At 52.1% G+C, this 21,441-nt stretch carries 18 protein-coding genes and 1 other annotated feature (1 of these 19 only partly in view); of the genes, 11 read left to right on the top strand and 7 right to left on the bottom strand.

Going from position 1 to position 21,441, the window contains the following annotated elements:
• Positions 1 to 17 precede the first annotated feature (17 nt).
• From radA to GW591_RS13960, 4 genes are all read left to right on the top strand, one after another.
• Entirely contained in the window at positions 18 to 1,400 is a 1,383-nt protein-coding gene (gene radA, locus GW591_RS13975) for a DNA repair protein RadA (RefSeq protein WP_013577094.1), read from the top strand.
• 72 nt (positions 1,401 to 1,472) lie between these two features.
• Entirely contained in the window at positions 1,473 to 2,732 is a 1,260-nt protein-coding gene (gene nadR, locus GW591_RS13970) for a multifunctional transcriptional regulator/nicotinamide-nucleotide adenylyltransferase/ribosylnicotinamide kinase NadR (RefSeq protein ID WP_013577093.1), read from the top strand.
• 346 nt (positions 2,733 to 3,078) lie between these two features.
• The gene (locus tag GW591_RS13965) at positions 3,079 to 4,599 is read left to right on the top strand and encodes a DUF3300 domain-containing protein (protein ID WP_166860815.1); all 1,521 of its coding nucleotides are present in this window, start codon (positions 3,079 to 3,081) and stop codon (positions 4,597 to 4,599) included.
• Positions 4,600 to 4,616: 17 nt separating this feature from the next.
• Complete coding sequence (locus GW591_RS13960) at positions 4,617 to 5,474, top strand: DUF2950 domain-containing protein (RefSeq protein WP_166860813.1); 858 nt, start codon at positions 4,617 to 4,619, stop codon at positions 5,472 to 5,474.
• A gap of 69 nt (positions 5,475 to 5,543) precedes the next feature.
• On the opposite strand, the gene GW591_RS13955 is transcribed toward GW591_RS13960, so the two are convergent.
• On the bottom strand, positions 5,544 to 6,545 hold the full coding sequence (locus GW591_RS13955; RefSeq protein ID WP_037033476.1) for a zinc-binding alcohol dehydrogenase family protein: 1,002 nt from the start codon (positions 6,543 to 6,545) through the stop codon (positions 5,544 to 5,546).
• A 100-nt stretch (positions 6,546 to 6,645) separates the two neighbouring features.
• Between GW591_RS13955 and GW591_RS13950 the strand changes: the two genes are divergently transcribed.
• Positions 6,646 to 7,554: a LysR family transcriptional regulator gene (locus GW591_RS13950; RefSeq protein ID WP_013577089.1), complete on the top strand. Its 909-nt coding sequence runs from the start codon at positions 6,646 to 6,648 to the stop codon at positions 7,552 to 7,554.
• A gap of 64 nt (positions 7,555 to 7,618) precedes the next feature.
• Here GW591_RS13950 and ettA read toward each other — a convergent pair whose 3' ends face one another.
• From ettA to GW591_RS13935, 3 genes are all read right to left on the bottom strand, one after another.
• Complete coding sequence (gene ettA, locus GW591_RS13945) at positions 7,619 to 9,286, bottom strand: energy-dependent translational throttle protein EttA (protein WP_015690481.1); 1,668 nt, start codon at positions 9,284 to 9,286, stop codon at positions 7,619 to 7,621.
• 203 nt (positions 9,287 to 9,489) lie between these two features.
• A complete protein-coding gene (rcsA, locus tag GW591_RS13940) occupies positions 9,490 to 10,170 on the bottom strand; it encodes a transcriptional regulator RcsA (protein ID WP_013577087.1) in 681 nt (226 codons plus the stop codon).
• A gap of 323 nt (positions 10,171 to 10,493) precedes the next feature.
• Complete coding sequence (locus tag GW591_RS13935) at positions 10,494 to 13,232, bottom strand: cation-transporting P-type ATPase (RefSeq protein WP_126125181.1); 2,739 nt, start codon at positions 13,230 to 13,232, stop codon at positions 10,494 to 10,496.
• Positions 13,233 to 13,829: 597 nt separating this feature from the next.
• On the opposite strand from GW591_RS13935, the gene sltY reads away from it, so the two are divergent.
• On the top strand, positions 13,830 to 15,749 hold the full coding sequence (gene sltY / locus GW591_RS13930; RefSeq protein WP_173362118.1) for a murein transglycosylase: 1,920 nt from the start codon (positions 13,830 to 13,832) through the stop codon (positions 15,747 to 15,749).
• 56 nt (positions 15,750 to 15,805) lie between these two features.
• Positions 15,806 to 16,141 carry a trp operon repressor gene (gene trpR / locus GW591_RS13925; protein WP_013577084.1) on the top strand — a complete coding sequence of 112 codons (336 nt, stop codon included), beginning with the start codon at positions 15,806 to 15,808 and terminating at the stop codon, positions 16,139 to 16,141.
• 23 nt (positions 16,142 to 16,164) lie between these two features.
• On the opposite strand, the gene yjjX is transcribed toward trpR, so the two are convergent.
• Complete coding sequence (gene yjjX, locus GW591_RS13920) at positions 16,165 to 16,698, bottom strand: inosine/xanthosine triphosphatase (protein ID WP_013577083.1); 534 nt, start codon at positions 16,696 to 16,698, stop codon at positions 16,165 to 16,167.
• A 51-nt stretch (positions 16,699 to 16,749) separates the two neighbouring features.
• Between yjjX and gpmB the strand changes: the two genes are divergently transcribed.
• A complete protein-coding gene (gpmB, locus tag GW591_RS13915) occupies positions 16,750 to 17,397 on the top strand; it encodes a 2,3-diphosphoglycerate-dependent phosphoglycerate mutase GpmB (RefSeq protein WP_013577082.1) in 648 nt (215 codons plus the stop codon).
• Positions 17,398 to 17,409: 12 nt separating this feature from the next.
• Here gpmB and robA read toward each other — a convergent pair whose 3' ends face one another.
• The gene (gene robA / locus GW591_RS13910; RefSeq protein WP_013577081.1) at positions 17,410 to 18,273 is read right to left on the bottom strand and encodes an MDR efflux pump AcrAB transcriptional activator RobA; all 864 of its coding nucleotides are present in this window, start codon (positions 18,271 to 18,273) and stop codon (positions 17,410 to 17,412) included.
• 208 nt (positions 18,274 to 18,481) lie between these two features.
• Between robA and creA the strand changes: the two genes are divergently transcribed.
• The gene (gene creA / locus GW591_RS13905; RefSeq protein WP_013577080.1) at positions 18,482 to 18,964 is read left to right on the top strand and encodes a protein CreA; all 483 of its coding nucleotides are present in this window, start codon (positions 18,482 to 18,484) and stop codon (positions 18,962 to 18,964) included.
• Positions 18,965 to 19,055: 91 nt separating this feature from the next.
• On the opposite strand, the gene arcA is transcribed toward creA, so the two are convergent.
• Positions 19,056 to 19,772 carry a two-component system response regulator ArcA gene (gene arcA / locus GW591_RS13900; protein WP_013577079.1) on the bottom strand — a complete coding sequence of 239 codons (717 nt, stop codon included), beginning with the start codon at positions 19,770 to 19,772 and terminating at the stop codon, positions 19,056 to 19,058.
• 666 nt (positions 19,773 to 20,438) lie between these two features.
• On the opposite strand from arcA, the gene GW591_RS13895 reads away from it, so the two are divergent.
• Both GW591_RS13895 and thrL read left to right on the top strand, forming a co-directional pair.
• Positions 20,439 to 21,125 carry a tRNA/rRNA methyltransferase gene (locus GW591_RS13895; protein ID WP_013577078.1) on the top strand — a complete coding sequence of 229 codons (687 nt, stop codon included), beginning with the start codon at positions 20,439 to 20,441 and terminating at the stop codon, positions 21,123 to 21,125.
• A gap of 216 nt (positions 21,126 to 21,341) precedes the next feature.
• On the top strand, positions 21,342 to 21,410 hold the full coding sequence (gene thrL, locus GW591_RS13890) for a thr operon leader peptide (protein ID WP_071823645.1): 69 nt from the start codon (positions 21,342 to 21,344) through the stop codon (positions 21,408 to 21,410).
• Positions 21,349 to 21,441 (top strand) — a sequence feature (Thr leader region) (it continues 24 nt past the right edge of the window). (Overlaps the previous gene by 62 nt.)

Below are 21,441 nucleotides of genomic sequence, written 5' to 3'. Positions count from 1 at the left end.
ATACAAAGAGGTAAGTTGTGGCAAAAGCAGCAAAACGTGCATTTGTGTGTAATGAATGTGGCGCAGACTATCCGCGCTGGCAAGGGCAGTGTAGTGCCTGTCAGGCCTGGAACAGCATTACTGAAATCCGTTTGGCCGCTTCTCCGACTGTAGCGCGTAATGAACGTCTCACCGGTTACGCCGGTGATGCGGGCGTCAGCCGCGTACAGAAACTTTCTGATATCAGCCTTGATGAACTTCCGCGTTTCAGCACCGGTTTTAAAGAGTTTGACCGTGTATTAGGCGGCGGCGTAGTGCCGGGCAGTGCGATTCTGATTGGTGGTAACCCCGGCGCAGGTAAAAGTACGCTGCTGCTGCAAATTCTGTGTCATCTCAGCGAAAACATGAAAACCCTGTACGTCACCGGGGAAGAATCTTTGCAGCAGGTGGCGATGCGTGCACACCGTCTGGGTCTGCCGACGGCTAACATGAATATGTTGTCGGAAACCAGCATCGAGCAAATTTGCGAAATAGCGGATAAAGAACAGCCGAAACTGATGGTGATCGACTCCATTCAGGTGATGCACATGGCGGATATCCAGTCGTCGCCGGGGACGGTTGCGCAGGTGCGTGAAACGGCGGCTTACCTCACCCGTTTCGCTAAAACGCGCGGCGTGGCGATCGTCATGGTCGGCCATGTCACTAAAGACGGTTCACTGGCGGGGCCGAAAGTGCTCGAGCACTGTATCGACTGTTCCGTGCTGCTCGACGGCGATGCTGATTCGCGTTTCCGTACGCTGCGCAGCCACAAAAACCGCTTTGGTGCCGTGAACGAACTGGGCGTATTTGCCATGACCGAGCAGGGATTGCGTGAAGTCAGCAACCCGTCGGCGATTTTCCTCAGCCGTGGCGATGAAATCACCTCCGGCAGTTCCGTGATGGTGTTGTGGGAAGGGACGCGTCCGTTGCTGGTTGAGGTTCAGGCGCTGGTCGATCAGTCGATGATGGGCAATCCGCGTCGTGTGGCGGTCGGTCTTGAGCAAAATCGTCTGGCGATATTACTGGCCGTGCTGCACCGTCATGGCGGCTTGCAGATGGCGGATCAGGATGTGTTTGTTAACGTGGTCGGCGGCGTGAAAGTCACCGAAACCAGTGCTGACCTGGCGCTGCTGATGTCGCTGGTGTCCAGCCTGCGTGACCGTCCGCTGCCGCAGGATTTAGTGGTGTTCGGCGAAGTCGGGCTGGCGGGGGAAATTCGCCCGGTACCGAGCGGTCAGGAGCGGATCACCGAAGCGGCGAAGCACGGTTTTAAACGCGCCATTGTGCCGCACGCCAACGTGCCAAAAAAAGTGCCCGCCGGTATGCAGGTGTTTGGCGTCAAAAAACTGGCTGATGCGCTGGCGATCCTCGACGATTTGTAACGGTTAACCGCTGTCGCAGCTCAGTGCCTTTGTGCTATTTTTTGTTTAGTAAAAAAAACCTGAGGACAAGGCATGTCACAGTTCGACTATCTAAAAACCGCGATAAAACAACAGGGACGCACGCTGCAACAGGTGGCCGAAGCCAGCGGGATGACCAAGGGTTATCTCAGCCAGTTGTTGAATGCAAAGATAAAAAGTCCCAGCGCCCAAAAGCTCGAGGCGTTGCACCGCTTTCTGGATCTTGAGTTTCCCCGTCGCGAGAAGAATATCGGCGTGGTGTTCGGTAAGTTTTATCCGCTGCACACCGGCCATATCTATCTGATCCAGCGCGCCTGCAGTCAGGTTGATGAACTGCATATCATCATGGGCTATGACGAGCCGCGTGATCGCGAGCTGTTTGAGAACAGTTCGATGTCTCAGCAGCCTACAGTCAGCGACCGCCTGCGCTGGTTATTACAGACCTTCAAATACCAGAAAAACATCCGCATTCATGCCTTTAACGAAGAGGGGATGGAGCCGTATCCGCACGGCTGGGACGTCTGGGGCCGTGGCATTAAAGAGTTCATGAGCCAGAAAGGCATTGAACCCAATACCATTTATTCCAGCGAAGAAGCTGATGCGCCGCAGTACCGTGAACATCTGGGTATTGAAACGGTGCTGATTGACCCGAAACGCTCCTTTATGAATATCAGTGGCCGCCAGATCCGTCAGGATCCGTTCCGTTACTGGGATTATATTCCGACAGAAGTGAAGCCGTTCTTCGTGCGTACCGTGGCGATTTTAGGTGGCGAATCCAGCGGAAAATCCACGCTGGTCAACAAGTTAGCCAATATCTTCAACACTACCAGCGCCTGGGAATATGGCCGCGATTATGTTTTCTCGCATCTTGGTGGCGACGAAATGGCGCTGCAATATTCAGATTACGATAAAATCGCGCTCGGTCAGGCGCAGTACATTGATTTCGCGGTGAAATATGCCAATAAAGTGGCGTTTATTGATACCGATTTTCTGACCACGCAGGCCTTCTGCAAAAAATATGAAGGGCGTGAGCATCCGTTCGTGCAGGCGCTGATGGATGAATACCGGTTTGATCTGGTTATCTTGCTTGAAAACAATACACCGTGGGTCGCTGATGGCCTGCGTAGTCTGGGAAGTACGTCTGACCGGATGTCTTTCCAGAACCTGCTGATCGACATGCTGAAACAGAACAACGTCGATTATGTTCACGTTGAATCATCGGATTATGACCAGCGTTTTCTCGAATGTGTGGAGCTGGTGCAGAATATGCTGGCAGCAGATACCAGCCGGCTGAATGAGCCGCCTGTGAGCTGATCAACAAGCAGCAATAAGAAAGCGTGTGTTCTCCGGAATACGCGCTTTTTTATTATTCACACTATGAATATTTTATATATTATTTATCTCTCACAATTATTAATTAATTGATCTGATTATCTTTTCTGGTCATTTTATTAATTCAGTTTGTAACACTGTAAAATTAAATATCCTTATTATTCATTGGATTGTGTGTGTGCTTTTTTTAAGGCTTTTTATTGCGCATTTTATGCGTAAATCCCTGACATGAAATAAAAATACAGTGGCGGCCGTTGAGTTTTATTTATCCGATTATACTCATTCAATCTGCCTCTCATTCCCGCTGAGGCTTTCTAAGGTGATCCGAATGAATTTATCATTCAAGCCCTGGGGTATCGCAGTATTGTGCGGCGCAGGGGCATTTGCTCTGGCCAGTGTGATGTTTATACAAGGCTGGCTTCCGGTCAGCAGTCAGGCCGAAACCACGGCGCAGACTGCGCCTCCGCCTGCATCAGCCGCCGTTCCTCCGCCAGCAGCCCCGGTTCCTGCACCCGTTGCACCTGCGGCATTTACACAAGCTCAGCTCGACCAGTGGGTGGCTCCTGTTGCGCTTTATCCTGACAGCCTGCTTTCACAGGTACTCATGGCATCGACTTATCCCACTAACGTGATTCAGGCAGTACAATGGTCACGCGACCATCCGCAAAACCAGGGCGACGCTGCCGTCGCTCAGGTGGCGAATGAGCCGTGGGATCCGAGTGTGAAATCGCTGGTGGCTTTCCCGCAATTGCTGGCGCTGATGGGAGAAGATCCGGCATGGGTGCAGAATCTGGGTAACGCGTTTCTGGCACAACCGGACGACGTGATGAATACCGTGCAGAAATTCCGTCAGGTGGCACAAAGCAGCGGGGCACTGAAAAGCACGCCGCAGCAGACCGTGACAGTCAAACCTAAACCGGCGGCACAAAGCAGCTCAACCACTGTGGTGAAAAGTGCGCCTGCGCAGCAAACCATCGTGATTGAGCCAGCGGATCCTCAGGTTGTTTACGTACCGAGCTACAACCCGAATGTGGTGTATGGCGCATGGCCGACACCAGCCTATCCGCCGGTGTATCTGCCACCTCCTCCGGGACAGCAGTTTGTTAACGGTGTGGCGTCTGGCATCGGGTTTGGTGTCGGTGTGGCAGCGACTTATGCCATTTTCGGTAGTATTGACTGGGACGATGATTATGATCATCACGGTGGTTCGCAGAACAATTATGTCAATGTGAACGTCAACAATTACAACCGTATCTCGGGCAACAATAATGGGATCAACCCTGCTGGAAATGCGAATACCACGGGCTGGCAGCACAATCCGACCTACAACGCAGGGCTGCCAAATCACGGCGCAAACCTGAACGGTGCGACACAAAACCAGGTGCTGAGCAAGGCGGCGCAGCGTAATAACTATCGTGGTTTCGACAACAACGCGGTCGGGCGTAACAACGGCGGTGTGCAGAATCAAAATGTGGATCAGCGCCGTCAACAGGCGGCATCGGTGATGAATCAGCATCAGAATACGCTGCAGACACAGGGGCATACCCAGCAGCGAAACCTGCCGCATTCAGCACCGGCTGCCGGTATGCATAATCCGGCCAGTCGCCAGGTGCCGCAGCACCAGCCACTGTCTCAACACAATGCTAAGCGCCAGCCAGTACAGCAAATCAACCAGCATCAGCGGCAGAATCTTAATGCATCACGCAGCACGGCATTCAGCGGTAACTCCAGTCGCGGGCCGTCGTGGCAACAGCAGCAATCGCGGGGTAATCAGAGCCGCGAGCATATGCGGAACTTCCAGCAGTCACGCCCTGCCAATACAGAGCCAGCTCATTTGCACCGTCGCTAGACTGACGAGGAAAAGTCATGAAGAGATTGCGTAATTTTTTAATTTCCACAGGTCTGATGTTGCTGCCTTTAACCGGTTTCGCACAGCAGACGTTCACCACCCCGGAACTTGCCGCGCAGGCACTGGTAAAAGCCATTGAAGCGCATGATGATGCGTCTATGCAAAAGCTTCTCGGGAATAACTGGCAGGAGTATCTGCCGCGAAAAGAGGTGGATCCGGACGAGGTGGCGCGTTTTCTGCGTGACTGGCATATCAGCCATAAAATCGCAGAACACGGCGACACCGCACACCTGAATGTCGGGCCGGAAAACTGGCAGTTGCCGATCCCGATGAAACACACGGCGCAGGGCTGGTCATTTGATATGGCCGCCGGTGCCGCCGAAATCGAAACCCGTGCTATTGGCCGCAATGAGCTTTCCGCCATTCAGGCGGTTTCCGCTTACGCCGATGCGCAGCACGAATATCAGCAGATTGCCGGGCAATATGCTCAGCGCTTTATCAGCACGGAAGGCCAGCATGACGGCCTGTACTGGCCGGTGAAACAGGGCGAAGCGACCAGCCCGTTAGGTCCGGCCTTTGGCAATGATCAGCCGGGATCGGATTATCACGGCTACTTTTACCGCATCCTCACCGCGCAGGGCGCAAACGCCAGCGGCGGAGCGTACAGTTACATCGAAAATGGCAAGATGACCAAAGGTTTTGCGCTGATCGCCTGGCCGGCGGTTTACGGCCATACCGGCGTAACCAGTTTTATGATCAATCAGCAGGGCGAGGTATATCAGCAGGATTTAGGCGAGCATACCGACGCTGCGGCAAAAGCGATCACGGCGTTTGACCCCGATGCCAAATGGCAAAAAGTGGACGATGGCGAATAGGGGACATACGTGAATGAAAAAGCCCCGCCATGAAAGTGACGGGGCTTTTCTTTTAAAGCGGCATCGTGCTTAGAAGGCGACGACGACTTTACCTTGCATATGGCCGTCGAGCACTTTGGCGTGGGCGGCTTCGATGCTTTCCACTGTCAGGCCAGAAAGGGTTTCACTCAGTGTGGTTTGTACTTTGCCTTCATCAACCAGCGCCGCGACCTGCTTAAGAATTTCGCCCTGTTCGGCAATATCCGGCGTGGTAAACATGCTGCGGGTGTACATCAGTTCCCAGTGCAGTGCGGCACTTTTCAGCTTCAGTTTATTCATATCCAGCGGATGTTCATTTTCAACGATGGTACAGATGTGACCCATCGGTGCGATCAGATCAGAGATCGCTTCCCAGTGACCGTCAGTGTCATTCAGGCACAGGATGAAATCCACCTGTCTGATGTCGTGTTTGGCCAGTTCACCTTTCAGATCTTTATAGTTCACGGTCAGATCCGCACCGCGATCCAGACACCATTGTGCGGATTCCGGACGCGAAGCAGTGGCAATAACTTTCACTTTGCTGCGCAGTGACGCGAACGGGATCGCAAGCGAACCCACGCCACCGGCCCCGCCGATGATCAGCAGGGTTTTATCGGCAGACGCGTCCTGGATTTTAAGGTGCTCGAACAGTGCTTCCCAGGCGGTCAGCGTGGTTAACGGCATGGCAGCGGCTTCAGCCCAGTTCAGGCTTTGCGGTTTGACGGACACAATACGTGAGTCGATCAGTTGTTCTGTCGCGTTGCTGCCGGAGCGGGTGATATCCCCGGCGTACCAGACTTCATCACCGGCTTTGAAGTTTTTCACTGCGCTGCCGACGGATTTGACGATGCCGCTGGCATCCCAGCCCAGCACTTTTGGCGCGTCCAGACCGCTTTTTTGCACGCCTTTATGCACTTTGGTATCGACCGGATTGATCGACACGGCTTTCACTTCCACCAGCAGGTCGTAATCCTTCGCGACGGGTTGTGGCAATTCAACAGCAATAAAATGGGCCGGATCTTTCGGGTTTACGGCAATAGCTTTGATTGTCATGTTCTCTCTCTCCGTTAGGTATAGAGACAGTCTAGTCCTCCGGCGGGAAGCTGATAAGATGGACAATAACTAACAAAGTGTTCGTCTGAGGTGAACAATCATGTTTAAGCAGTTGCAGGATATGGCACTGTTTGCGCTGGTGGCGGAGTGTGGCAGCTTCACACAGGCCGCAAGCCGCGCAGGATTGCCCAAATCGAGTGTCAGTCATCGCATCAGCCAGCTGGAGAAGTCCGTCGGCCTGCGGTTGCTGAACCGCACGACGCGACAGCTTAATCTGACGTTCGCCGGTGAACGCTACCTGATCCACTGTCAGGAGATGATGCAGGCCAGCGAACGGGCAGAACTGGCCATCCGCCGTTTACGCGATAACCCGAGCGGACGGCTGCGGATCACCAGTCCGGCGGGGCTCGGCGCGACGTTGCTGGCGCGCATGAACGTTGAGTTTCAGAAGCGTTATCCCGATGTGTCGCTGGAAGTCTCCGTTTCCGATGCGCTGGTCGATCTGGTGCAGGAAGGGTTTGATATCGCGCTGCGTACGGGTAAACCACAGGATTCCTCGCTGATTGGCCGCGAACTGGGGCACAGCCCGCGTTACCTGCTGGCTTCGCCGGCGTATCTGGCGCAGCATCCGTCTCTGGATTCGCCGCAGCAACTGGCGTCGCATCACTGTATCGCGCACCGGGCGTGGTCGGAATGGGTGCTACATCGCGGCGACACCTGGCACCGCTGGCTGCTGCCTGCGGCGCATACCACCGACAATTTGTTGTATGCGCGGGAATGCGCGCTGGCAGGCGCAGGTATCACGCTGTTACCGGCATTTTTATGCCATGACGAAGTGGCGAAAGGCACACTGGTGCGCGTCTTACCGGAATGGGAAGCGGAAGGGAATGATCTGTATCTGGTCTATCCGGGACGAAAACTGAATTCTCCGGCACTGGCCTGTTTTATTGAGTTTATGCTGGAAGAATACGGCTTTGCGAAGAGTTACAGCGAGGCGCTGGCAGGCTAGATTTCAGTGAATTGAAGGCATAAAAAAGGCCCGTTTCCGGGCCTTATATTCAGGCGAAAGATGATTACTTGATCATCTTTTTGTACTTGATGCGCTTCGGTTCTAACGCTTCAGCACCTAAAGTACGTTTTTTGTATTCTTCGTATTCGGTGAAGTTACCTTCGAAGAATTCGACTTTACCTTCATCCTGATAATCGAGGATGTGCGTCGCGATACGGTCGAGGAACCAGCGGTCATGGGAAATGACCATCGCGCAGCCAGGGAACTCCAGCAAGGCGTTTTCCAGCGCGCGCAGGGTTTCGATGTCGAGGTCATTGGTCGGTTCATCGAGCAGCAACATGTTACCGCCAACCTGCAGCAGTTTTGCCAGATGCAGACGACCACGTTCACCACCGGACAACTCGCCAACGCGTTTGCCCTGATCAACACCTTTGAAGTTGAAGCGGCCCACATAGGCGCGGCTTGGCATTTCAGTGGTGCCGATGCGCATGATGTCCTGACCACCGGACACTTCTTCCCATACGGTTTTGCTGTTATCCATGGAATCACGGAACTGATCCACAGAGGCCAGTTTCACGGTGTCACCCAGCTCGATGGTGCCGCCGTTCGCTTCTTCCTGACCTGACATCATACGGAACAGCGTGGATTTACCGGCACCATTCGGGCCGATAATGCCGACGATTGCGCCTTTCGGCACGGAGAAGGACAGGTCGTCGATCAGAACGCGATCACCGTAAGACTTGCTCAGGTTTTTCACGTCGACAACTTTGTCGCCCAGGCGCGGACCCGGTGGAATGAACAGTTCGTTGGTTTCGTTACGTTTCTGGTATTCGGTGTTGTTCAGCTCTTCAAAGCGTGCCAGACGTGCCTTGCCTTTAGACTGACGGCCTTTCGCGCCCTGACGAACCCACTCCAGCTCTTTCTCAATAGACTTACGACGGGCCGCTTCAGAAGACGCTTCCTGCGCCAGACGTGCATCTTTTTGTTCCAGCCAGGTGGAGTAGTTACCTTCCCACGGAATACCTTCACCGCGGTCAAGTTCCAGGATCCAGCCTGCCACGTTATCGAGGAAGTAACGGTCATGGGTAATCGCCACAACGGTGCCTTCGAAGTCATGCAGGAAGCGTTCCAGCCATGCCACGGATTCGGCATCCAGGTGGTTGGTCGGTTCGTCGAGCAGCAGCATGTCCGGCTTTTCGAGCAGCAGGCGGCAAAGTGCCACACGGCGGCGTTCACCACCGGACAGGTTTGCCACTTTCGCATCCCAGTCCGGCAGACGCAGCGCATCGGCGGCACGTTCGAGCTGGCTGTTCAGGTTATGGCCATCATGTGCCTGAATGATTTCTTCCAGCTTGCCCTGTTCGGCCGCCAGTTTGTCGAAATCAGCGTCCGGTTCGGCGTACAGCGCATACACTTCATCGAGACGTTTTAACGCGCCAACGACTTCAGAAACGGCTTCTTCCACGGACTCACGCACGGTGTGTTCCATGTTCAGTTGCGGTTCCTGCGGCAGATAACCGATTTTCAGATCTGGCTGCGGACGTGCTTCACCTTCGATGTCAGTATCGATACCGGCCATGATGCGCAGCAGCGTGGATTTACCTGAACCGTTCAGACCCAGAACACCGATTTTGGCGCCAGGGAAGAAACTCAGGGAGATGTTCTTAAGAATATGACGCTTCGGCGGAACAACTTTGCCGAGGCGATGCATGGAATATACGTATTGAGCCACGTTGTTTTGAGCCTCTTTCTCTGCGGGCCGCGCGCTGTCTGCGAAGGGCAGGCGCTGCGGCAAATTAAAGCCAGCCCCGCCTGATTGCGGCATGACTGATAAGGGTTCCGACTGCGAAGTTTAGCGTGTTTCAGTCGGGTTCCCAACCATCAGGTTCACAGTAAGGCAAGAATGTTGCTGGCAGGCGGCAGGTGGCGGAGAAATCAGCCGAATGGAATGGTGAATTCATCCGTTTCGCGGTCCGGGCGCAGTGGCTGAGTACGCCCGACAAACATCCCGGATGTCAGAATATCGGTGAGTTTAACAACATGATAAATAGCCTGTTTATTCTGAGTTTTTACTTTACGCTTGATATTGCCTTTGTGTGACGCCACCGTTTTTTGCTTGATATTCAGGTGCTGAGAAATGTTTTGCGTGTTCAGCCCCGACATCCACATTTTCAGAATACTGGATTCAGTCCGGCTCAGGCTGACCGGCGTGAGATCCAGCGGTTGTTCCGTTTCTGCCGAGCGCGCCAGCAGCAGGTTATGGGCAATCAACTGATAAATAGTGGCTGTCCGGATGGATTTTGACAAAATAATGATGTTTTTACGGATCGGCACATAGTTCTGATAATTCAGGTTTTCCTTGGAAATGAAAACAAAAAAAAGCGTACCGGGATGCGCGTCGATCACCTCCCGCAGAACGTGACCTGATTGCGCATCAGACGTAAAGCAATCTTCATTCACGAAGATGATTTCAGGCGTCAGGGAATTGCACGTCGCTTGCAGTTCGTCGATGTCCTTAAGCGAAAGAATATCTTTCGGATGTTGTCCGTTTAATTGCAATAGCGAATGCAATGCCAGCTGTGTGTAATAGCACTTATCTACAATGAGCGATGACATTGTGTGTTACCTGTTTGTTGGCCTTTGTTTGACTGCGGTACAGCCAGAGAGCTCGTTTTTATAAAACTGATCGTATAGCGATGGGGCATTCCCGTAAAAGTTGCCGGACGCTGGCCAAACTAACATTGCTGTGAGAAGGGATGCCCCTGGAGAGAGTAATAAGGCGCTAAAGAATTGATGTAAATCAGCAGAATGGGCTTTGGGACGTTTTGTGAGATCTTTGAGACGAATTGAGCGGGGAAAAGACTAAAGTTTCAGAATTGTGACGTTTTTTATGTGAAAAAGCCAGGTTACACAAGGTAACCCGGCATAAGCATAAATCGTCAGACTTTCTTGCGGATGAAGCGGTTAACCAGCCATTTCTCGATTTCGACGATCACGAAGATCATCGCGCCAACCACCAGCGTGATACCCCAGAATTTCAGGGGCATCGGCACGGTGCCAAACAACTGGTTCATGACTGGCAGATAAATCAACGCCAGTTGCAGGAGCAGTAAGACACCGGAAACAATCCATAACCCTTTGTTGACGAACACTTCGCGCGTCAGCGGGAAACGGTCCATTACGCGGCAGTTAAACATATACACCCACTGCGCGGTGACCAGCGTCTGTAACAGCACGGTGCGGATCAAATCGCTGCTGTAACCACGCGGTTGCATCCAGGCTTCCAGCACAAAGGCACTGCAGGCAATCAGAATACCCACGAAGGCGATACGCCAGACAGCATGCAGGTCGAGGACGTGCTGACCCGGCGCGCGCGGACGGCGCCTCATCATGCCTTTCTCACCCGGCTCAAAGGCCAGACCGAAGGACAGCGTGGTCGACGTCGCCATGTTCATCCACAAGATCTGAACCGGCGTTAGCGGGATGACTGCCCCGGCCAGAATGGCCAGGATAATCAGTAGTCCCTGCGCGAGGTTAGTCGGCAGAATAAACAGAATGGTTTTCTTCAGGTTGTCGTAAACGCGACGACCTTCCCTGACCGCGCTGGCGATGGTCGCGAAGTTGTCATCGGTCAGCACCATGTCAGCGGCTTCTTTGGTAACTTCGGTGCCTTTGATCCCCATCGCGATACCGACGTCAGCCTGTTTCAACGCGGGCGCATCGTTGACACCGTCACCGGTCATTCCGACCACTTCACCGTCATCCTGTAACGCTTTTACCAGCCGTAATTTATGCTCGGGACTGGTACGGGCGAAAATATCATACTGGCTGGCGGCAGCGGCCAGTTCTGCATCATCCATATGCTCGAGCTGGTAACCGGTGATGGAATCACTGCTGTTGCCAATCCCTAACATTTTGCCGATGGCCATCGCGGTTTCCTGATGGTCGCCGGTGATCATCTTCACGCGGATCCCGGCCTGCTGACACTGGGCAATCGCATCAATGGCTTCCGGGCGAGGGGGATCCATCATGCCAGCGATACCGACAAAAATCAGACCCTGTTGCAGATGGCTATGGTTCAGGTCGCCACCGATTTCCGGCTCATCTTTCAATGCCGCAGCGACCATGCGCAGACCCTGACGGGCATAGCGCGCCATCTCTTCTTCCCAGTATTCCCGGCGGAAAGGCTGCACGCCGTTTTCGGTCAGTTCAAACGAGGCTAAAGAGAACAGTACGTCCGGTGCGCCGGTCACGAACAACCGGGTTTTGCCGTTGATGCGTTGCAGTGTCGACATGTATTTGTGTTTGGAATCGAACGGGATTTTATCCAGCGGCTCGACTTTGCCGGTATTCAGGTTTGATTTCGCCGCCAGCACTTTCAGTGCGCCGGAAGTCGGCCCGCCGGTAATGCCCCAGTGGCCTTTATCGTCCTGCATCAGTTGGCTGTCGTTGCATAAATCAACTGCAGTGATGAAGGTATTGAGCACCGGTGTATGAGTGACATCAATCTGTTGCCGGGTTTGTGCGTCAACAATCCGGCCTTTAGGCTGATAGCTTTCGCCTTCAACCTGATAAGCGCGGTCTGCCAGAATGACGGCTTTCACAGTCATTTCATTCATGGTCAGCGTGCCGGTTTTATCCGAGCAGATAACCGTCATGGAGCCGAGTGTTTCGACTGTCGGCAGCTTGCGGATAATGGCGTGATTACGCGCCATCGACTGCACGCCAAGGGAGAGAATAATCGAGATAATCGCCGGTAAACCTTCGGGAACCGAAGCCACGGCCAGGCTAATCAGCGACAACAGCAGTTCGCCCAATGGCATATCGCGCAGGATAAAGGCGAAGACAAACAGGAACGCCATCATCAGCAGAATCAGGGCGAAAATGCCTTTGCCCAGTTTGTCGATTTGCTGCAACAGCGGGGTGCGCTGCGGCGTAATCGACGACATCATCTGGTTGATGTGACCCAGTTCGGTGTCTTTACCTGTGGCATAAACCACACCGGTTGCGGTGCCGCCACTGATCATGGTGCCGGAGAACAGCAGGTTGTGGCGGTCGCCGATCATGACTTCATCGTCAATGACCTGTGCGTTTTTCACCACCACGGTGGATTCACCGGTCAGAATGGCTTCTTCGACCTGCAGGTTATGCGCGCTGACAATGCGCAAGTCCGCCGGGATTTTATCTCCCGGGCGCAACTGCACGATATCACCGGGCACCAGCTGGTCGGCATTGATGGTTTGTATCTGTCCGTCACGCATGACAACTGCCTGACTTGACAGCATATTCTGAATGCTTTTCAGTGATTTCTCAGCGCTGTTTTCCTGCAAAAAACCGATCAGCGCATTGATGACGGCCACGCCCAAAATCACCAGCGTGTCGACCCAGTGTCCCATGGCTCCGGTGACGATGGCAGCCGCGAGCAGGATATAAATCAGGACATCATTGAAGTGCGCCAGAAAACGCATCAGGGCGCTTTTGGCGGCTTTTTCCGGTAAGGCGTTCGGGCCATATTCTTTCAGACGCTCGCTGGCATCGTGCCGGGTCAGGCCATTCTCGCCAGTTCCCAGACGCTGCATGGCGTCGTTACCACTAATCTGATACCAGTTTTTGTTTTCTGTCGCGACAGAAGAAGAGGGGCTGGCATTCGTTTTTACAGATGAAGTTGAGTGAGTCATATACTTTTCCATAAGCCATGAACTGCGCTGCTATTAATATTTCAATCCTGACGGCGAAATAGTGAATATCAAAAAATCAATTTTACAATAGGGTGTGATCATAATTAATTATCTGGGAATAAATTTGATCTGAGCCAATAAATACTTTTTTTTGTATCAACGTTAATGGATAAATTTCTTTAAAAACAGATGGATAGGTACTTTAGGAATTTCGGTATTAATTACACTTCATTTAGGGTTTGTTTAGGAATTAAATATCTAAGTAAATTGAAGTAAGTAAATCTCAGTTTTGTCAGCGTGGTTATTTTGGTTGAAATGGTAAGGGTGCTATCTATTGGCGTTTTACCGGGCAATACCCGCTAATTAATTGCGGATATTGAATCCTGAGAAATTATTCCCGCCGCCACGTTCTGTGACAGAAAATAGATCTGCCGCTGTCTGGTAACTGTCCGTCGCTTGCACCACACTGTGTAAAGTTTGTGATGCTGTCCGCACATCGCTTCAATTTTAAAAATGAATCGATTAGCGTAGTGGCTGTCTACAGAATGCAAAACAGTTTCGGCACAACCCGTGAGGATAAAGGTAAGTATGGTCAAGGTGGACAAATGGCACTCTCTGGCAATGAGCGTGTTGCTGGTAACAGTATCGGGCGTGGCGAAAGCTGACTCGCTGGACTCGCAACGCCAGCACTATATGCAGATTAAACAGGCGTGGGATAACAATCAGTTGGACGTCGTCAGTCAGCTGATGCCCACGCTGGAAGATTATCCGCTTTACCCTTATCTGGAATACCGGCAACTGACGCAGGAACTGGGCGATGCCACGCCCGCGCAGGTGAATGCCTTTGTTAAAGCCAACCCGACATTGCCGCCTGCGCGTTCCCTCCCGGCCCGCTTTGTGAATGAGCTGGCGCGTCGTCAGGACTGGAACAGTTTGCTCTCTTTCAGCCCGCAGCCGCCGAAACCGGTCGCTGCGCGTTGCAACTACTATTACGCCAAATGGGCGACCGGCGATCAGAAAACCGCGTTTGATGGCGCGAAAGATATCTGGCTGACCGGCACGTCACTGCCGAATACCTGCGACAAGCTGTTCTCCGTCTGGCAGGGCGCAGGCAATCAGACTGCATTGACTACGCTGCAACGCATCGGCCTGGCGATGAAAACCGGCAATACGAATCTGGTGAACTTCCTGGCGAAGCAGTTACCGCCGGATTACCAGACCATGCGCGATGCGCTGCTGGATTTACAAAATAACCCGAATACCATTGAAAGCTTTGCGCGCAGTGTCGGGCCGACTGATTTTACCCGCAATGCCACCAGCATTACGTTTGCGCGTATCGCCCGTGATGATGCGGAAAATGCCCGTTCGATGATCCCCGTTCTCGTACGTCTGCAGAAGATGAGCGACAGCGAACGTCTGGATCTGGAAGAAGCGGTCGCCTGGCGCTATATGGGCAGCGATGCCACACCGGAACAGGCGGCATGGCGCGATAACGTTATTCTGCGCAGCCATTCCACCACGCTGGTGGAGCGTCGGATTCGTATGGCGCTGGCCGCCGGTGATCGTCAGGGACTGAGACAGTGGCTGGATCGTTTACCTTCGGATGCCCTGCAGGAAGATGAATGGCAGTACTGGCGTGCGTCAGTGATGATCGACAACGGTCAGCGCTCACAAGGTGAAGCGATGCTGCGCACATTAATGAAAGGGCGTGGATTCTATCCGATGGCCGCCGCGCAAAAGCTGAATGTTGCTTATCCGATGCAAATTTCTGTGGCTGCGAAGCCTGATGCCAGCATTGCGAAATTGCCGGAAGTCGCCCGCGTTCGTGAACTGATGTACTGGCAGATGGACAATCTTGCACGCACTGAATGGAGCTATCTGGTCAGCAGTCGTTCTGAATCTCAGCAGTCGGCACTGGCGCGTTACGCTTTCGAGCAGAAATGGCCCGATCTCAGCGTGCAGGCGACCATTACCGGCAAGCTTTGGGATTATCTTGAAGAACGTTTCCCGCTGGCGTGGCCGGATGAATTCCGCCGTGCGACCAATGACAAAGGCATCACGCAAAGCTACGCGATGGCGATTGCCCGTCAGGAAAGCGCGTGGAACCCGAAAGCCCGTTCGCCGGTAGGAGCCTCTGGTCTGATGCAGGTGATGCCTGCGACAGCGCAGCATACCGTGGATATGTTTGGTTTGCAGGGTTACAGCAATCCGGCTCAGCTGCTGGATCCGCAAATGAACATCACCATCGGTACCAGCTATCTGGAATATGTCTATCAGATGTTTGGCCGCAACCGTATTTTATCCAGCGCTGCTTACAACGCCGGGCCTTCCCGTGTGAATACCTGGCTGGGCAACAGCGCGGGCAGGGTGGATTCGGTCGCGTTCATTGAGAGTATCCCTTTCTCCGAAACTCGCCGATATGTTAAAAATGTGTTGGCATATGATGCATTTTATCGCTATTTTTTACATCAACCGGCCAAGATTTTGACGGATGCCGAATGGCAGAGGCGTTACTGATCCCGTATCGTTTATGATAAGCTGCTGTACTAGTTTAATAGTATGGCAGCCCAATCATGAATCAACGACCCATCACTGACCCTGCTCTTTCCCAACAAGGCAATGAGGACTGGCAGTGCTTTCTGGCACTGCTACAGCAATCTTTTGCTGAAAATCTGCATCAGGATCTGCTGCAACTGCTTCTGACGCCCGACGAACGTGCGGCGCTGGGAACGCGGGTACGCATTATTCAGGAGCTGATGCGGGGAGAGATGAGTCAGCGCGAACTGAAAAGCCAGCTGGGTGCCGGTATCGCTACGATAACCCGGGGATCGAATGGCCTGAAAACGGCTCCGGCAGCGCTAAAGGATTGGTTGAGCGGGCAACTGCTGGCAGACAAAACGGGCGAATGAAGTGCCCGTTTCAGTCTGAAATTTTAATGGGTCTGGGCGCGGGTTTGATAAACCGGGTTATGAAAAGGCGCTAAAGCCAGCACCAGTGCCTGATGATAAACGCTGGTGCGGTTCAGTTTCCCGGCGGTAAAAATGCCGATGGCGCCGCCTTTACGCTTCACCTCTGCGATACCCGTCAGTTTTTCCATCTCATCCCCCAATTCACTGCCCTGGTTGATCCCCTGTAAAATGATTTCAGGTAACATTAAACTGGCTGAACGTGATTCGCCGCGCTGGTGCATATTCTCAATCACCATCCAGGCGAATGTCATATTGTCTTCGATACCCGCTTCCACGCCGACCCAGAAGTCTGCTTCGGGACGAACCTGACGCGCACCGATTACACGATGGCGTGCCCCGGTACGGGTTTCATTACTGCCAATAGGTTGATTTGGAACACCACTGTCGACATCAACGCCTTCAATGCGAAATGCCTCAGCGCCGAAAATGTCTTCAAAAGCCATGGCGATAGCTTTGATTTTTGCCGGGTTAGTGGTTGCAGCGACAACATGATACATAGAGTTTTAGCATCCTTTAGCAAATTTCACGCAGTATAACGGAAAACACTCATGTTACAGGTATATCTCGTCCGTCATGGCGAAACAGAATGGAACGCCGCCCGCCGTATTCAGGGGCAGTCAGACAGCCCGCTGACGGCTAAAGGTCTTTACCAGGCCCGTCAGGTTGCTGAGCGCGTGCGTAAAGAAGGGATCACTCACGTTATCACCAGTGATTTAGGACGTACCCGCCACACGGCGCAGATTATCGCTGATGCCTGCGGGTGTGAAGTGATCAATGAGCCACGTTTGCGCGAACTGCACATGGGCGTGCTGGAAGAACGTATTCTGGATGGTCTGACGGAGCAGGAAGAAATATGGCGTAAGCAGATGGTTGATGGTTCACCCAAAGGGCGCATCCCCGAAGGTGAAACGATGACTGAACTGGCCGTGCGTATGCGTGCCGCGCTCGACAGCTGTCTGGATTTACCGGCGGGAAGCAAGCCGCTGCTGGTCAGCCACGGTATTGCGCTGGGCTGTCTGATCAGTACGATCCTTGGCTTGCCTGCCTATGCGGAACGCCGTCTGCGCCTGCGTAACTGTTCGCTGTCGCGTGTTGATCACCAGCAAAGCGCCTGGCTGGCAAATGGCTGGATTGTGGAAACGGCGGGCGATGTCTCACATCTTGATCTGCCCGCGTTAGACGAGTTGCAACGCTAACGCCAGAAGGCGTTAGCGGCGGATTGGGATCAGGTAATCACACTGTATTTCGGTTGGCGCAGTGCCGGGGGCATGGCCATTCGTGTAAAAGCGTTCGATATCCTGTCCCTTTCTGCGGGTCAGTTTCAATGTTGGCAGACAGGTGCTGTACAACGTCAGAATAAATTCCTGCAAACGTTCCGGCGTGCCATTGTAGTGGAACATGGCATATTCACCGTGCTGCAACACAATAGGCTGACCTTCAACGTTTTCCGGCAGGTGCTGAGCTTCCAGCGCTGTCGTGTACAATACTTCCTGCTCGTCATCTTTCTCCTGGCTTGGACGTGAATGGTGCAGGCCATAAAGAATGGGCGGCAGCGTTTTCGCTTCCCCAATATATTGACGCCAGAAGTGACGACGCATCTCGTTGCGGTACGTGGTGATTTGCTCCAGCGTACATGAATAGCTTTGCGTCATGCCGATCAGATGCTGTTCTGGTAATGAGACATACTCGGGTTGCGGCAGAATGAATGCACCCAGTCGGATAGGCGGGCAAATACCAAACGAATGCCAGTCTTCAGCACGACGATACAATGCCGGCGTTTGTGCGAATTGTTTTTTGAAAGCCCGGGTAAACGTTTGTTGGGAGTCAAAACGGTACTGAAGGGCGATATCTAATATCGGGCGACTGGTGAGACGCAAAGCGACAGCCGCTTTCGACAGGCGGCGGGCACGAATATAAGCACCAATGGCATTATTCGTGACGTCTTTAAACATGCGCTGCAGGTGCCACTTGGAATAGCCGGCCTTGGCTGCGACATTGTCGAGTGACAAGGGCTGGTCTAAATGGGTTTCTAACCAGCTAAGAAGGTCACGAATGATTCCTGCTTGATCCATAGATCGTCCTCGTTGAACTAAGATAAATGCACAGAATGATGGGCGGCATAATAGCAACTTTTTCCCGATAAGACTGCTTAAGATTTTTTTGGCTATCTGTGCTATTTACAGGTGTTACAGAGTATTTCATTCCGAAAGTGTGAATGCACGCTTTCTGATTGTGGTTTCTTTAGAAAACAACGTCATGCTGATGACGTGGAGTAACTTAATGAATAAATGTTGGATTTTTGTATTTGGGATGTTTATTTTTTGTTCTGGAGCAGCGCGTGCAGAGCAAGTGGGATCAGTGGATACCGTCTTCAAATTATTCGGTCCGGACCATAAAATTGTGGTCGAGGCCTTTGATGATCCTGATATTAAAAATGTAACTTGTTATATCAGTCGTGCAAAAACCGGCGGCATCAAGGGCGGATTAGGTCTGGCCGAAGATACATCGGATGCGGCGATTTCCTGTCAGCAAGTAGGACCTATCGAGCTCAGCGATAAGATTAAGCAGGGCAAAGACAAAGGCACTGTAGTTTTCCAGAAACGTACCTCTCTGGTGTTTAAAAAGCTGCAGGTGGTGCGTTTTTATGATGAAAAACGTAATGCGCTTATCTACCTGAGTTATTCCGATAAAGTCGTGGACGGTTCACCTAAAAATGCCCTCAGCGCGGTGCCGATCATTCCGTGGGGACATGCTGAGCCTTGAGTTTCACCAAGGGATCCAAATCAAAAGGCCAGCTTTCGCTGGCCTTTACGTTTTATCACATCGACTGCAGAGCGGTTGGCAACCTTCTGTATCAGTCTTCCAGATCACCGCAGAAACGGTAACCTTCACCATGGATAGTGGCGATGATTTCCGGCGTATCCGGAGTCGCTTCGAAATGCTTACGGATGCGACGGATAGTCACGTCAACAGTACGGTCATGAGGTTTCAGCTCACGGCCGGTCATTTTCTTCAGCAAATCGCCACGGGTTTGGATTTTGCCCGGGTTTTCACAAAAATGCAGCATGGCGCGGAATTCACTGCGCGGTAACTTATACTGTTCGCCCTGCGGGCTTATCAGCGAACGGCTGTTGATATCGAGTTCCCAGCCATTGAATTTGTAGCTTTCAACCAGACGACGTTCTTCACCGGTAGTACCCAGGTTCATCGTGCGGGACAGCAGATTGCGTGCGCGGATGGTCAGTTCGCGCGGGTTGAATGGCTTGGTGATATAGTCATCAGCGCCGATTTCCAGACCCAAAATTTTATCAACTTCGTTGTCGCGGCCGGTCAGGAACATCAAAGCAACGCTGGCTTGTTCACGCAGTTCGCGTGCCAGCAGCAGGCCATTTTTGCCTGGCAGGTTGATGTCCATGATAACCAGATTGATATCATTTTCGGACAGAATGTGGTGCATTTCAGCGCCATCATTGGCTTCATGCACCATGTAGCCTTCTGCTTCAAAAATGCTCTTTAACGTATTACGTGTCACTAACTCGTCTTCGACGATCAGAATGTGAGGGGTCTGCATGATTGCTACCTAAGATTGCCAACAAATAGAAAATAGGAGTACAGAAGTCCTTGATATCCCAATGAATTTCGATGCCTTATTGGCCATCTCACTCGTTACATGACTAAAGTACGTAAATGCGTTCTCGATGCAATTTCCATCAACGGCAACAACATCGCAAGCTCGGTCAGGGATTCCACTTTCTGCAGTTCCACGGGGTCCTAAAGCGGCGCATATCCTAACCCTATTAACAGCAATATAACAGCGAGTGTCGAAATTACCACCCAACAAAATTACGGTTTGTTGACATATATCAAGTTCAATTGTAGCACGGTAACAGAACAGTGAAAAACACTTACAAGAATGCACGTTTGAGTCACATTTCGGCCTTTATTGTACACGATTCAGCTAATCCTCAGGAAACCCAAGATAAATGCAAAATCTGTATGTATCATTATTATATATCCATATGAAAAATAATGACTAATTTTTTAAGGGAACGTGCTTAACCCTGCCAGCAGCTTTTTTACCTCCCGGTTAAGCTTTTCCGATAAAATAAAGGAATATATCAAGTCGACTGTTAAGTTCTTGTGAAGAATATAAACGATGAATAGGTCTGAAACAGGATAAAATTTCATCGCTGAAATACAGGCGGCAAATTCTTTTTCCTTCCTGCAAAGGCGTCATATGCAACTTCATATTATTTTAGTGTCACCGGCTCGCCCGGAAAATGTCGGTGCGGCAGCCCGCGCAATGAAAACCATGGGCTTTGCTTCCTTGCGTATTGTGGACAGCGAGGCACATCTCAAGCCGGAAGCCGGTTGGGTGGCACATGGTTCGCAGGACATCCTGCAAAATGCTCTGCATTTCAGCACACTGGCAGAAGCTCTGGCTGATATTGATTTTACTGTCGCGACGACGGCCCGCAGCCGGGCTAAATTTCACTATTACTGCACGCCTCAGGAGTTGCAGGTGCAGCTTGAAGAGAAAAGCCAGTGGGTGAATCACGCTGCGCTGGTATTTGGCCGTGAGGATTCCGGGCTGACCAATGAAGAGCTGGAACTGGCTGATGTGCTGACCGGCGTTCCGATGGTGGCGGATTACCCGTCGCTGAATCTGGGGCAGGCCGTGATGGTATTCTGTTATCAGTTATCGTCTCTCAATCAGGTGACCTCAGTGAAACCTGAAAATGCCGAAGCGGGACAGTTGTCGGCATTGCGTGCACGGGTCGGGCGATTACTGGAAAATGTCGGGGCAGAAGATGACCAGAAATTGTCCGACTGGCTGCATCAGCGTCTCGGTCTTTTGCAGCAGCGCGATGCGGCAATGCTGCATACTTTGCTACATGACATCGAAAAAAAACTGACCCAATGATGTGAGGGGAATCCTTACCGCTACAGTTCGATATCCGGTGCGGTGATAGCAGAGTTATCGATCGTACTGGAAATGCTTTTAAAGGCAGATAATTATCCATTTCATTCTGTCCGTGATTAACCTGCCGAAAATAGAAAAAAATTGACTTATTGTGCCTTATGCTTTAGCTAATAGAGGCAGACAGAGTACAAACCTAAAGACAGACAGAAAATAAAAATGCGAATCATCAGCCTGAACACAACAATTATTACCACCACCGATACCACAGGTAACGGGGCGGGCTGACGCGTACAGGAAAAAGAAAAAAAGCCCGCAC

Source organism: Rahnella aceris (assembly GCF_011684115.1).
GTDB classification, from domain to species: Bacteria; Pseudomonadota; Gammaproteobacteria; order Enterobacterales; family Enterobacteriaceae; genus Rahnella; species Rahnella aceris.
The sequence above is the reverse complement of the archived record's forward strand: the minus strand, read 5'-3'. Positions and strand labels throughout refer to the sequence as shown.

Bases quoted from the DNA above. Each gene is read 5' to 3' on its own strand.
- nadR (WP_013577093.1), top strand. From the start codon at position 1,473: ATGTCACAGTTCGACTATCTAAAAACCGCGATAAAACAACAGGGACGC.
- GW591_RS13965 (WP_166860815.1), top strand. From the start codon at position 3,079: ATGAATTTATCATTCAAGCCCTGGGGTATCGCAGTATTGTGCGGCGCA.
- GW591_RS13960 (WP_166860813.1), top strand. From the start codon at position 4,617: ATGAAGAGATTGCGTAATTTTTTAATTTCCACAGGTCTGATGTTGCTG.
- GW591_RS13955 (WP_037033476.1), bottom strand. From the start codon at position 6,545: ATGACAATCAAAGCTATTGCCGTAAACCCGAAAGATCCGGCCCATTTT.
- GW591_RS13950 (WP_013577089.1), top strand. From the start codon at position 6,646: ATGTTTAAGCAGTTGCAGGATATGGCACTGTTTGCGCTGGTGGCGGAG.
- rcsA (WP_013577087.1), bottom strand. From the start codon at position 10,170: ATGTCATCGCTCATTGTAGATAAGTGCTATTACACACAGCTGGCATTG.
- GW591_RS13935 (WP_126125181.1), bottom strand. From the start codon at position 13,232: ATGACTCACTCAACTTCATCTGTAAAAACGAATGCCAGCCCCTCTTCT.
- trpR (WP_013577084.1), top strand. From the start codon at position 15,806: ATGAATCAACGACCCATCACTGACCCTGCTCTTTCCCAACAAGGCAAT.
- yjjX (WP_013577083.1), bottom strand. From the start codon at position 16,698: ATGTATCATGTTGTCGCTGCAACCACTAACCCGGCAAAAATCAAAGCT.
- gpmB (WP_013577082.1), top strand. From the start codon at position 16,750: ATGTTACAGGTATATCTCGTCCGTCATGGCGAAACAGAATGGAACGCC.
- robA (WP_013577081.1), bottom strand. From the start codon at position 18,273: ATGGATCAAGCAGGAATCATTCGTGACCTTCTTAGCTGGTTAGAAACC.
- creA (WP_013577080.1), top strand. From the start codon at position 18,482: ATGAATAAATGTTGGATTTTTGTATTTGGGATGTTTATTTTTTGTTCT.
- arcA (WP_013577079.1), bottom strand. From the start codon at position 19,772: ATGCAGACCCCTCACATTCTGATCGTCGAAGACGAGTTAGTGACACGT.
- GW591_RS13895 (WP_013577078.1), top strand. From the start codon at position 20,439: ATGCAACTTCATATTATTTTAGTGTCACCGGCTCGCCCGGAAAATGTC.